The following is a 12,483-nucleotide window of genomic DNA, read 5'->3' as shown; positions in this document are numbered from 1 at the left end:
ACCAAAATTAAGACAATAATTTTAAAGGACTAGCTTAGATGCGGTAGCAATACCAATCCAAACTGCAAATCCAACTTACATACTCTATGAATCCACGCAAGATCAAACCCATTATCGGAATAAGCATTGGCGATATAAACGGAATAGGCGCTGAAGTAACTATGAAAGCGTTGCTTGACAACAGAACTTATAAGTCATTTACGCCGCTGATCTATGCGCATGGTAAAGCATTGACTTTCTACAGAAAGCATTTAAGTATGGAGGATTTCAATTTTGCGCAAATCAAAAGTATAGAGGAAATCCAACACAAGCGGATCAATGTAATCAATGTAAGTGAAGAATGCCCAGAGGTGATCCCCGGGGCAGAAACACAGGAAGCAGGGAGATTTGCACTGGAAACACTAAAAATGGCTGTAAACGATCTCAAAGAGGGAAAAATTCAAGCTTTGGTGACAGCGCCTTTAAATAAGAACAACGTAAATTCAGCTGAACTTCACTTTGTAGGTCATACCGAATTCATAACCAATGAAGTTGGCGTCAAGGAAAGTCTGATGCTTATGGTAGCGGAACAATTTCGAGTAGGATTAGTGACAGGTCATGTACCGCTAGCAAAAGTATCTGAAAATATTACACAGGAGAAAATTATTCTGAAAGCTAATATTCTTCTTAAAAGTCTTGAGAAAGACTTTGGTATCAATAAGCCAAAAATTGCAATTCTTGGATTGAACCCACATGCGGGTGAGGATGGACTTCTAGGTGAGGAGGAAGAAAAAATCATCAAACCAGCTATTCATGCACTTAAGGATCAAAATAAAATGGTGTTTGGCCCCTACCCTGCAGATGGTTTCTTTGGAATGGCTCATCAGACTAAATTCGACGGCGTCTTAGCAATGTATCATGATCAAGGTTTGGTGCCGTTCAAATCTATGGCTTTCAGCTCAGGAGTAAATTTCACTGCTGGATTGCCAATAGTTAGAACTTCGCCCGATCATGGAACAGCCTATAATATTGCGGGGAAAAATCTGGCAGACGAAGGCTCGATGAGAGCAGCCATATTTTTAGCATCAGATATAATTGAACGACACAATCCGCAAGAATCAGAGGATTAATCAATGGAAAGAGAGGAATTTTAAATGAAACCAAAGATTATTTCAAATTCTCTTTCATCCTCTTATAATAATTCACTATTTTTGCGACCTTAAATCGAGAGGAGGGATTGTGAAATTTTGGAGAACATTTGATATTGAGGTCATTAAGTTCCTCGAAGGCATCTATGAAATTGACTTCGAAATTGGAGATTCATTTTTCCAGAATTTCGATGACAATGAATTAGTCGAAAAAGGGAATTTGGTCATACGGATCAATATGAAAGTCGGGGCAAACGTAATTGAAATGGATTTTCATATTGCAGGTAAAGTCATCTTGACATGCGATAGAAGTTTAGAGCCGTTTGAGCAAGCGTTGGACTTTCATGAAAAGATGCTTTATAAATTTGGAGCTGAAGAAAAAGAAATTGACGAGAATGTCATGATGATCACTCGGGATACACCGAAGGTCAATGTGGCTCAGTTGATCTACGAATTTATTTTGTTGGCGCTGCCAGCGAAAAAAATTCATCCTGATTACAGAAATGAAATGGATGATGAAGAGTACGAAGGAGATGGATTCTACGCTTATATAGATGGGCAAGATTCAAACGACTCCGACGAAGACTCAGAATCCACAGAAGATAATAAACCAGTTGATCCTAGATGGGATCTTTTAAAAAAATTAAAAAACAAGGAATAATCATAAACCACACATAAAATGGCGCATCCTAAACGAAAAATTTCGAAAACCAGAAGAGATAAAAGAAGAACTCATTATAAATTAGAGGCTCCTGGGTTGGCAAAATGTCCTACAACAGGCGAAATGCACTTACCACACAGAGCTTTCTGGTTGGACGGTAAATTGTACTTTAAAGGTCAAGTTATCATCGAGAAAGAAATCTTGGCTTAATCAGTCATCAAAATCTTCTAAAAATCCATTCGCCACTTGCGAATGGATTTTTTTTGTTTTTGACCCCAATCGAAACAGCTTGTCTATCAAGAGGATTAACTTACGATGTTGTATTTCTTTTGGTAGAGAAAGACAATTGTAATATTTTTACCTTCCTTACAGGATAGTACACATCCACAACATAACAGTTTGAGAAGATTTTCTTTTGATCATCTCAGCTTAAACCACGCATAATGGACAAACTAAGAGCCATGATCACCGGAGTACACGGTTACGTACCCGAATACAGGTTAACTAATAAAGAACTTGAGAAGCTCGTAGAAACAAACGATGAATGGATCGTCTCAAGAACAGGTATAAAAGAAAGAAGAATACTAAAGGGTGAAGATCAAGGCACTTCAGTACTTGGTGCCGAAGCTGTTAAAGGCCTTTTGGAGAAAACAGGTATAGATCCCCTAGATGTGGATTTAATAATCTGTGCTACTGTCACTCCTGACATGCCTTTCCCTGCCACCGCAAATATTATTGCAGATCTAGTCGGTGCTAAGAATAGCTATAGTTTCGATATTGGAGCAGCTTGTTCTGGATTTTTGTTCGCACTTCAGATGGGTAGCCAATTCATCCAAACTGGAACACATAAGAAGGTAATCGTGGTAGGTGCAGATAAAATGTCCTCTATCGTAGATTATACAGATCGAGCTACTTGCATACTCTTCGGGGATGGAGCTGGAGCTGTAATGCTGGAGCCGACCACAGAAGACCTAGGTATCATGGATGCAATATTAAAGTCCGATGGATCAGGCACTCCATATTTACATATGAAAGCTGGTGGAAGTCGTAGACCTGCGACTCCGGAAACATTAGCAGCAAAGGAGCATTTTGCTTTCCAAGAAGGCTCCACCGTGTTTAGATTTGCTGTGACCAATATGGCAGATGTAAGTGCAGAGATTATGCAAAAAAATAACTTGACCGGTGATGATGTCGCTTGGCTTGTACCTCACCAAGCAAATCTTCGTATTATCAATGCAACCGCCAATCGCATGGGAATTGGATCTGATAAAGTGATGATGAATATCGAGAAATATGGAAATACAACTGCTGCAACTATCCCACTTTGTCTTTGGGATTACGAAAAGCAATTGAAAAAAGGCGATAATCTTATCCTTGCCGCATTTGGAGGAGGGTTTACTTGGGGTTCTATTTTCGTCAAGTGGGCCTACGAACCTAAATAAGTTTATATGAAAATAATACGACACTAATATTATGGCAAGTACTGCAGATTTTAAAAACGGACTTTGTTTGGTAATGAATAATGACATCTACTCAATCGTTGAGTTTCAGCATGTCAAACCAGGTAAAGGTCCAGCATTTGTGAGAACCAAAATGAAAGGTATCACTTCTGGAAAAACCCTAGACAAAACCTTCAACGCTGGAGAGAAAGTAGAGACCGCAAGAGTGGAAAAAAGACCGCATCAATTTTTGTATGCAGATGACATGGGTTATAATTTCATGGACACAACCACTTTTGAACAGATCTCTATTCAAGAAAAACTAATAGAGAGAGCTAACCTGCTAAAAGACGGTCAGCTATGTGACATTTTGATTCATGATGAAACGGAAACACCACTTGCAGTGGAACTTCCTGCATTCGTAGAATTAATGATTACTTACACCGAACCTGGCATCAAAGGTGATACAGCTACCAATGCATTAAAAGCTGCTACTGTAGAAACTGGAGCTACTGTGATGGTACCACTTTTCGTAGAACAGGACATCATGATCAAGGTAGACACCAGAGACGGTTCCTACTCAGAAAGAGTAAAATAACTTAGCTAAGCTGTGTGATTTTATTAAATTACACAGCTTTATTCTTTTAAAACTCATTTAATAAACTGCCTTTTTGGCCCCCTAAATAATAGCCCTATGAAAGCAAAAGAGATTCAGGAGTTGATCGATTACATCTCTAATTCTGGTTTGGCGGAAGTTAAAATCAAAACTGACGAGTTTGAACTTTCTATTAAAAAATATGCAGAATCTTCTGGACAAAGAATGGTAGAAATGGCTCCAGCACACGCTCCAGCATCAATTTCAGCACCTTTACCTGTTGCCGCTACAACAGCAGCTCCAGCGGCAGAAGCAGCTCCATCAAACCTCGTGGAGATCAAGTCCCCGATGATCGGCACATTCTACCTTACCTCTAGCCCGGATGCTGATCCATTCGTATCTGTTGGAGATTCTGTCAAAACTGGAGAGACTGTTTGTATCATTGAGGCAATGAAGCTTTTCAACGAGATCGAATCTGAAATTTCAGGTAAAATTGTAAAAATATTGGTAACTAATTCTACTCCAGTAGAATATGATCAACCATTATTCCTTGTAGATCCAGCAGGATAATTTTTTTTTTACTAAAAGTATATAACTGTGTTTAAAAAAATACTTATCGCCAACAGAGGTGAGATTGCTCTCAGGATTATCCGTACTTGTAAAGAGATGGGGATAGAAACTGTGGCAGTTTATTCCACTGCAGACAAAGATAGTTTACATGTCAGATTTGCCGACGAAGCTGTCTGCATTGGCCCTGCTCCTAGCCGTGACTCTTACCTGAATATCCCAAGGATCATTGCTGCTGCAGAAATCACCAATGCGGATGCTATTCATCCTGGCTACGGATTCCTTTCTGAGAATGCAGAATTCTCAAAAATCTGCGAAGAATACGGAATCAAATTCATCGGTGCCAGTGCTGAGATGATCAATCAAATGGGTGACAAGGCTACCGCCAAAGCAACCATGAAAGCTGCGGGTGTACCTACTATTCCCGGTTCTGAAGGCATACTGGAAAATATGGAACAAGGGATTACCCTAGCGAATGAAATGGGATATCCTGTGATACTTAAAGCAACTGCCGGTGGCGGTGGACGAGGTATGCGGATCGTAAAGGAAGTAGCAGGTTTCAAAAAAGCTTGGGATGATGCAAGAATGGAATCTGGAGCAGCTTTCGGAAATGACGGCTTATATCTGGAAAAATATGTAGAAGAGCCTAGACACATTGAGATCCAAATCATCGGAGACAAAACGGGAAAAGCCTGTCATCTATCTGAGCGGGATTGCTCAATCCAGAGAAGGCATCAGAAACTGATCGAAGAAACTCCTTCCCCATTTATCACGGATGAACTCAGGGAAGAAATGGGAAAAGCTGCAATAAAAGGAGCCGAAGCAATTGGCTACGAAGGAGCCGGAACTGTTGAATTCTTAGTTGACAAGCATCGCAACTTCTTCTTTATGGAAATGAACACCCGTATACAGGTTGAGCATCCGATCACTGAAGAGGTAACAGATTTTGATTTAATCAAGGAGCAGATAAAGGTCGCTGCAGGCGATACAATTTCTGGCAGAAACTATTATCCTAAGCTTTTCGCTATGGAATGTAGAATCAACGCCGAAGATCCTGCTCATGGATTCAGACCAAGCCCGGGAAAAATTCAAAATCTACATGTTCCAGGTGGACGAGGAGTAAGAATTGATTCTCACGTTTATGCTGGCTATGTGATCCCTCCCAACTATGATTCTATGATAGCGAAGCTGATCGTCAGTGGTCAATCTAGAGAAGAAGTAATTGTGCGGATGAAAAGAGCATTAGAGGAATTTGTGATTGATGGGGTGAAAACCACTATTCCATTCCATATCGCTTTATTAGAAAACGCGCAATTTAAAGCAGGTAATTTCACTACCGCTTTTCTCGATACATTTGATTTCTCAGTGATAAAATCATAAAGCTGAAATTAACCAATACTGAAAAAGCTGTCCAATTGGGCAGCTTTTATCATTTCCAATTATCTGGACCTGTATGTTCGACAAGTATTGAAATAGCTAATGCAATAAAACTAACTGTAGCAACAGTACCCAATCCTGCAACTAATGCAATTGTTGCTCCAGGACTATTTCGCTTAACATTAATAAAATCAATTTCACTCAATGGAATTTTGACAGTTTTTTCATCCCTCATTTTTTTCCCATTTTCTTTCCACATCTCACCCAAGACAAGATCAGAATCAATTCCAGAATAATTCAAGTAAAGAATACGCTGATCCTTACCCACCACTTTAATTTCATCTCCCACAAGTAAATTTTGAAGTCCTGGCATTTTATCTGAAAGCTCGGGTGATTCTATGATATACTTAGGTTTGAGATTCACCGGGTTTCTATAGGCTTTGCAAGAAACCAAGGAAAAGAATATAATCATGGCTAAAAATGAAACAAGCTTTTTCATTATGCATTTATGATAGAATGTTATTAAAAAAACCATTTTAAATATTTCAAAAAGCTACTCAAAAATTAAATTTTTATCAAATAAATTTCATCTAAAACTAAGATCCAGTTTTTTCTAAAAATCACAAATCATTTATCAATTAACCAATATTTTAACATAAGTTTTTTTTCTTTGATTAAAAAAAGTTAAGAATAATTATATTGTCAGGACAGCTATTCTCCAAATTATCACTAGTTTGAAAGCGATTTTAATTTCGATTCTGCCCAATAATGACATTTTCTCCAATTTTACGACTCTTTGTATTCTCTTGCTTTGGATTTGCACTATATAGTTGTAATCCTAAACAGAGCGATGATATCAAGCTTTCTGATACAGAGCAAATCAGCTATAACTTCCATATTCGCCCTATTCTTTCCGACAAATGTTTTGTGTGTCATGGGCCAGATGCCAATAAACGAGAATCCGATTTGCGCTTGGACACCGAAGCTGGAGCTTATGCTTCGCTTAAAGACAATCCAAATCAGTTTGTAATCAAACCGGGAAACTTAGAAGAGTCGACCGTTTACCATAGAATAATTTCCGAAGATCCAGGAGAACTAATGCCTCCTCCGGAGTCTAATCTTGCACTCAATGACCATGAAATAGCTTTGATCAAGCAATGGATTGAGCAAGGAGCTAAGTACGAACCGCATTGGGCTTTTGTAAAAGCAGAAAAGGCAACTCTTCCCGAAGAAACTGACTGGACAATCAATGAAATAGATCGCTTTGCTTTAAAGAAAATGAAGCAGGTAGGCCTTCAGCCAAATCCTGTAGCCGAGCCTCATGAGCTGATCAAACGAGCAAGCTTAGACCTAACCGGATTACCTCCAAGTCCAGAGTTGTTGGATAGATTTGGTGATTTCTCTGGTAAGCTTTCTTATGATGATTTACTTGATGGCTTATTAGAAGACCCAGGATTTGGGGAGAAAATGGCAATCCTCTGGATGGATATTTCTAGATACTCCGATAGTTACGGTTATCAGGATGATAATATAAGGACGCAATGGCCATATCGAGATTGGGTCATACATGCATTCAATGAAAATATGCCCTACGATCAATTCGTGACTTGGCAACTAGCTGGAGATCTTCTGCCTGAAGCTAATAAAGAACAGATTTTGGCCACCGCTTTCAATAGAAATCATAAATACACTGAAGAAGGCGGAGTAATAGATGAAGAGTATAGAATCGAATACGTACTCGACAAAACCAATACGGTGAGTAAAGGTCTCTTGGGAATTACCATGGAATGTGCTCAGTGCCATGATCATAAGTATGACCCTTTCTCCCAGAAAGAGTATTTCCAGATGTTTGCCTTTTTTAATAACACACCAGAAAAAGGGTATCAAGGCGATGTCTCGCAATCCAAGCCTGCCAAAACTCCTATCCTATTTGTAGATCAAGAAGATATATCCGGCATCATGAGTTTTATAAATTATGCTGACACGTCCCAACTGAGCATCTCTGTGATGGGAGAATTAGATGAACAGCGCCCAACCTATATTCTTGATCGGGGAGTTTATGATGCCCCGACCACAGAAGTTGAGCCTTCCACTCCTTCCTCGATTTTGGAATTTCCAGCAGATTTAGAAAAGAATAGATTGGGACTTGCTAAATGGATTACGGCTAGAGAAAATCCATTGACAGCAAGAGTATTTGTCAATCTCATGTGGCAGGAGGTTTTTGGCTACGGTATAGTCAAGTCAGCTGGAGATTTTGGAATGCAAGGTGATCTTCCAACACACCCTGAATTATTGGATTGGCTAGCCGTCGACTTTATAGAAAATGGCTGGGATATTAAAAGACTGATGAAACAAATTCTAAGTTCGGCTACCTATAAGCAATCCGCAGTCATTACAAAAAAACACTTAAATACCGATCCTGATAATTTATACTTATCAAGAGCTCCGCGCCTACGGCTTCCTGCGGAAAATATCCAAGATTTGGTGCTGGCAAGCAGTGGATTATTGGTCAGAAAGCTAGGTGGCCCAAGTGTCAAACCTTATATGCCAGAAGGAATCTGGGAAGCAGCAACTTCCGGAAGAGGAGTTTTAGCTACATATATACAAGATCAAGGTGATAAACTTTATCGAAGGGGATTGTACAACTTCATCAAACTGACTGTCCCACCTCCAAAGGCTATCATCTTTGACTCCAGTAATCGAGATCGATGTGAAATAGGAAGAAGCAGAACAAATACCCCACTTCAAGCCCTTGTGATGATGAATGACCCGATGATTTTGGAAGCATCGCGTGTCCTTGCTGGCAAAATGTGGGATGAAAACACAGATGAAAAGGATGCTATTTCATCCTCATTCAAGCGGATAGTTTGTAGAAATATGAGCAGCGAGGAGAAGTCTATTCTACTCTCCTATTACAAGGATCAATTAGTACGTTTTAAGGAAAATCCAGATCAGGTTCTATCTACATTAAGTGTAGGCGAATTTCCCCTGGAAGAAAAAAACATAAACCCAGAAACTGCCGCACTCATGCAAGTGATCGTGAGCTTGTATAATCTGGAGGAAACTATTACCAAAAGCTGAAATGGAAAAGGAAATATTAGAAGAAGGACTGAATCACAATCGAAGGAAATTTCTATCTAGACTTAGCTTAGGTGTTGGAAGTCTAGCACTAGGGTCACTCTTGGTTCCAGATCTTTTTTCTGGAAAAGCAGAAGCTGAAGAAGCCATGATGAATGCACTTCCTCACTTTGCACCCAAAGCAAAAAGAGTTATTTACCTTTTTCAGAATGGCGCGCCTAGTCAGCTGGAATCCTTTGACTACAAACCACTTTTGAATAAAAGGATGGGAGAAGAACTTCCAGAATCTATTCGTGGCACCCAGCGACTTACTGGAATGACCGCCGGTCAGTCTTCTTTCCCCTTGGTAGGCTCGCATTACAAATTTGATCAATACGGTGAGTCGAGAGCCTGGATATCTGAGGTATTTCCTCATACTGCAAAAATTGTAGACGACATCTGCATCATAAAATCCATGCATACTGATGCGATTAACCATGATCCTGCGCTTACCTTTTTCCAGACTGGAGCTCAGGTAGGAAATCGCCCAAGTATGGGTTCTTGGTTGAGCTATGGTCTGGGAAGTGAGAACAGCAATCTTCCTGCTTTTTCGGTTCTCCTCAGTCGAGGCAGAGGAAATGGTCAGGGTGTTTACTCCAAGCTTTGGAGCAATGGCTTTTTGGATGCGACGCACCAAGGTGTTCAATTCTCTAACTCCGAAGATCCAGTTCTCTATCTCAAAGATCCAGAATCTATGAGCCGATCAGAAAGGCGTAAGATGATCGATAAAATTGCTGAGATGAATAACTTAAATATGCAGCAATTCAATGATCCGGAAATTTCTGCGAAAGTAAAACAATATGAAATGGCTTATCGCATGCAGACGGCTGTTCCAGAAATGACGGACATTTCCAAAGAACCAGAAAGTATAATTAAACTTTATGGCCCCGATTGCCTAGTTCCAGGTACCTATGCTGCTAATTGTCTTTTGGCTAGAAAGCTATCAGAAAGTGGCGTTCGCTTCGTGCAGCTCTACCATCAAGGCTGGGATCAACATGGCAATTTGCCTAATGAAATGAGACTTCAAGCCGAAGATGTAGATCAAGCATCCGCAGCATTGATTACAGACCTAAAGCAAAGAGGCTTGCTGGATGAGACGCTCGTCATCTGGGGTGGAGAATTTGGGAGGACCAATTACTGTCAAGGCAAGATCCTGGTGGACAATTACGGACGTGATCACCATCCTCGTGCATTCTCGATCTGGATGGCAGGTGGCGGAGTGAAATCTGGAATGGTTTATGGCGAGACGGATGAATTTGGCTACAACATTACCGAAAACCCTGTTCACGTACATGACTTCCAAGCAACTGTGCTGCATCTCATGGGAATAGACCACGAACGCATGACATACAAGCACTTAGGTAGAAGATATCGCTTGACTGATGTCTCTGGAAAAGTTGTAAAAGATCTCATTGCCTAAAAGTTTTATGCTTAAAATATCTTCGATAAGATCTATTCTAGAAAGCACTCTTTTTGTGTGGATAGGTCTCACACTCATCATTACCCTTGCGGGAGATTCTCTGGTGCTCCCTGCTTGGATTCAGGTCCTAGGTAGAAGCCATCCTATCTTACTTCACTTTCCTATAGTTCTACTCCTAATGGGTTTACTGTTTTTCTGGATTCCAGGAATTGACAAGAAACCGGAGATTAGAGAAATAGGTGAAATCAGTTTTTTAGCAGGATGTAATTTTGCAGGAATTACTGTGCTAGCAGGTCTTATTTTGGCACAGGAAGAATACACTGGAGAGATCCTGACTTGGCATAAATGGGCAGGATTGATAGTTTTCTCTGGCTGTGTGATTCTCTATTTTTTCAGAGCTGCGCAAGCAAAAGTAATTCGCCTATCCAGCATCGTGTTAGCGGGAGCAATCATCGCTACCGGACATTGGGGAGCAGGTTTGACTCATGGAGAGGATTTCCTCTTGGCTCCTATCCAATCAAATGACATTGAATTAATTCCTTTAGCAGAAGCCGAGATCTTCGGTGATGTGATTCAGCCTATTTTGCAGGCAAAATGCCTGAGCTGTCATAAGGAAGGCAAAATAAAAGGCGAGCTGAGAATGGACCATATCGAAGGCTTGAAAAAAGGTGGAAAATCCGGGGCCTTCGTACTTGCAGGAGACTTTGAAAAATCACTTCTGATCCAGCGAATAAATCTCCCAGAAGATGATAAAAAGCACATGCCTCCCAAAAACAAGGCTCAACTTACAGATGAAGAGCTTTTGATCTTAAGTGAGTGGGTTGCAACTGGGGCTAGTTTTGACCAGAAACTTATTACGCTACCCGCAAAGAATGAGTTATATCAACTGGCTTCAGTAAAGTTTGAGGGAAATAAAATCTATAGCTTTAAAGCTGCTGATCCAGATGATATAAATGAACTCAACACTTCATTTCGATCTATTCTTCCCCTATTTCCAGAGTCGCCAGCTTTAGATGTTTCCTATTTCGGTATTTCTGCTTTTCCTCCCAAATCACTCTCAGACCTTAAAAACGTCAAGAATCAAATTGTTAGATTTAGCTTAAATAAAATGCCGTTGACTGGAGTTGATTTTAAATTTCTGAAAGACTTCAAACATTTGGAAGAGTTACAATTGAACTTTACAGATTTAGATTCAGAGCAGATAAAAGTAGTCTCCGAATTAAATACCTTGGAAGTTTTGGCCATTTCTGGCAATGCAATTGACCAAGCTTCACTCCAAAATATTGCTAAAATGAAGTCTTTGAAAAAGCTTTATTTGTGGCAAACAGGATTGAGCAATCAAGATCAGATAAGCATTCAAAAATCACTTCCTGAAACTCAAATAGACTTTGGCTTTGACGGCAAAGGGATCATCTATGATCTCAATAATCCGATCATCGCGCAGGAAAAGATGATCTATCAGGATAGCTTAGAGCTCAGTATTTCTCATCCGATCAAGACGGTTGAGATTCGCTATACATTGGATGGAACAGTTCCAGACAGTATTTCAAGCCCCCTATATAGCAATTCAATTTTTGTAAAGAATACTGGAAAGATACTTGCTAAGGCATTTGCTGCAGACTGGAAAGGATCGAAAGTAGCAGAATCAGTTTTCATGCGCTCTGGTCTTGCACCAACTGAATTCTCATTACTCCACGATCCAAATTCAAAGTACAAGGCTTCTGGAGTCGCCACGCTTTTTGATTTGGTGAAAGCAGAAGCAGCTAATCATGGTCAAAAATGGCTGGGTTTTCAGGATGAGCCTATGGTGTTGGAAGTGAGTTTTGCAAATTCCAACAATCCTAAGGAATTATCGGTCAGCCTTCTTTACAATGAAGCGGCACACATCTTCCCTCCTTCCAAAGTATCTGTTCAAGGGTTAGAAAATGGCAAGTGGAGTAATCTGGCCAGCGCTTCTCCTGCTATTCCCTTACAGGCATCTTCTGCAAGATCAGAATTGATAAGCTTATCCTTAGCAAATACAACTTATGAAAAGTTAAAAATCACAGTAACTCCAGTTCCTCACTTACCCAAGTGGCATCAAAATCCAGGAGACAAAGGATGGGTATTTGTGGATGAGGTGATTTTTAATAAATAGGTATCTCTAATCAAGTTTTAACAATTATAAATTTCATCTAACC

General features: G+C 40.0%; 11 protein-coding genes. 10 read left to right on the top strand and 1 reads right to left on the bottom strand.

Annotated features, from left to right (window positions below):
- Positions 1 to 86 precede the first annotated feature (86 nt).
- From pdxA to accC, 7 genes are all read left to right on the top strand, one after another.
- The gene (pdxA, locus tag BVH02_RS14760) at positions 87 to 1,109 is read left to right on the top strand and encodes a 4-hydroxythreonine-4-phosphate dehydrogenase PdxA (protein ID WP_086502236.1); all 1,023 of its coding nucleotides are present in this window, start codon (positions 87 to 89) and stop codon (positions 1,107 to 1,109) included.
- Between the two features lie 109 nt (positions 1,110 to 1,218).
- Complete coding sequence (locus BVH02_RS14755) at positions 1,219 to 1,788, top strand: YceD family protein (protein WP_086502235.1); 570 nt, start codon at positions 1,219 to 1,221, stop codon at positions 1,786 to 1,788.
- 18 nt (positions 1,789 to 1,806) lie between these two features.
- Positions 1,807 to 1,998: a 50S ribosomal protein L32 gene (gene rpmF / locus BVH02_RS14750; RefSeq protein ID WP_086502234.1), complete on the top strand. Its 192-nt coding sequence runs from the start codon at positions 1,807 to 1,809 to the stop codon at positions 1,996 to 1,998.
- 233 nt (positions 1,999 to 2,231) lie between these two features.
- Positions 2,232 to 3,230, top strand: coding sequence for a beta-ketoacyl-ACP synthase III (locus BVH02_RS14745; RefSeq protein WP_086502233.1), 999 nt, complete (start codon positions 2,232 to 2,234; stop codon positions 3,228 to 3,230).
- 31 nt (positions 3,231 to 3,261) lie between these two features.
- The gene (efp, locus tag BVH02_RS14740) at positions 3,262 to 3,825 is read left to right on the top strand and encodes an elongation factor P (RefSeq protein ID WP_086502232.1); all 564 of its coding nucleotides are present in this window, start codon (positions 3,262 to 3,264) and stop codon (positions 3,823 to 3,825) included.
- Positions 3,826 to 3,921: 96 nt separating this feature from the next.
- Positions 3,922 to 4,392, top strand: coding sequence for an acetyl-CoA carboxylase biotin carboxyl carrier protein (accB, locus tag BVH02_RS14735; protein ID WP_086502231.1), 471 nt, complete (start codon positions 3,922 to 3,924; stop codon positions 4,390 to 4,392).
- Between the two features lie 27 nt (positions 4,393 to 4,419).
- A complete protein-coding gene (accC, locus tag BVH02_RS14730; RefSeq protein ID WP_086502230.1) occupies positions 4,420 to 5,769 on the top strand; it encodes an acetyl-CoA carboxylase biotin carboxylase subunit in 1,350 nt (449 codons plus the stop codon).
- Between the two features lie 49 nt (positions 5,770 to 5,818).
- Here accC and BVH02_RS14725 read toward each other — a convergent pair whose 3' ends face one another.
- Positions 5,819 to 6,265 (bottom strand): hypothetical protein, encoded by a 447-nt coding sequence (locus tag BVH02_RS14725; protein WP_086502229.1) that lies wholly within the window; start codon positions 6,263 to 6,265, stop codon positions 5,819 to 5,821.
- Positions 6,266 to 6,534: 269 nt separating this feature from the next.
- Between BVH02_RS14725 and BVH02_RS14720 the strand changes: the two genes are divergently transcribed.
- Genes BVH02_RS14720 through BVH02_RS14710 form a run of 3 tightly spaced genes read left to right on the top strand, consistent with a single transcriptional unit; the run spans position 6,535 to position 12,440 of the window.
- A complete protein-coding gene (locus BVH02_RS14720) occupies positions 6,535 to 8,847 on the top strand; it encodes a PSD1 and planctomycete cytochrome C domain-containing protein (protein ID WP_086502228.1) in 2,313 nt (770 codons plus the stop codon).
- Between the two features lies 1 nt (position 8,848).
- Positions 8,849 to 10,303, top strand: coding sequence for a DUF1501 domain-containing protein (locus tag BVH02_RS14715; protein ID WP_086502227.1), 1,455 nt, complete (start codon positions 8,849 to 8,851; stop codon positions 10,301 to 10,303).
- 7 nt (positions 10,304 to 10,310) lie between these two features.
- Positions 10,311 to 12,440, top strand: coding sequence for a c-type cytochrome domain-containing protein (locus tag BVH02_RS14710; RefSeq protein ID WP_086502226.1), 2,130 nt, complete (start codon positions 10,311 to 10,313; stop codon positions 12,438 to 12,440).
- Positions 12,441 to 12,483: the final 43 nt, after the last annotated feature.

This window comes from Algoriphagus ratkowskyi, from assembly GCF_002150505.1.
Lineage (GTDB): Bacteria > Bacteroidota > Bacteroidia > Cytophagales > Cyclobacteriaceae > Algoriphagus > Algoriphagus ratkowskyi.
This window is presented reverse-complemented; position numbering and strand designations above follow the sequence as displayed.

What these genes read in the sequence shown, in the direction of transcription:
- pdxA (WP_086502236.1), top strand. Translation starts at nt 87, where the DNA reads ATGAATCCACGCAAGATCAAACCCATTATCGGAATAAGCATTGGCGAT.
- rpmF (WP_086502234.1), top strand. Translation starts at nt 1,807, where the DNA reads ATGGCGCATCCTAAACGAAAAATTTCGAAAACCAGAAGAGATAAAAGA.
- BVH02_RS14745 (WP_086502233.1), top strand. Translation starts at nt 2,232, where the DNA reads ATGGACAAACTAAGAGCCATGATCACCGGAGTACACGGTTACGTACCC.
- efp (WP_086502232.1), top strand. Translation starts at nt 3,262, where the DNA reads ATGGCAAGTACTGCAGATTTTAAAAACGGACTTTGTTTGGTAATGAAT.
- accB (WP_086502231.1), top strand. Translation starts at nt 3,922, where the DNA reads ATGAAAGCAAAAGAGATTCAGGAGTTGATCGATTACATCTCTAATTCT.
- BVH02_RS14725 (WP_086502229.1), bottom strand. Translation starts at nt 6,265, where the DNA reads ATGAAAAAGCTTGTTTCATTTTTAGCCATGATTATATTCTTTTCCTTG.
- BVH02_RS14720 (WP_086502228.1), top strand. Translation starts at nt 6,535, where the DNA reads ATGACATTTTCTCCAATTTTACGACTCTTTGTATTCTCTTGCTTTGGA.
- BVH02_RS14715 (WP_086502227.1), top strand. Translation starts at nt 8,849, where the DNA reads ATGGAAAAGGAAATATTAGAAGAAGGACTGAATCACAATCGAAGGAAA.
- BVH02_RS14710 (WP_086502226.1), top strand. Translation starts at nt 10,311, where the DNA reads ATGCTTAAAATATCTTCGATAAGATCTATTCTAGAAAGCACTCTTTTT.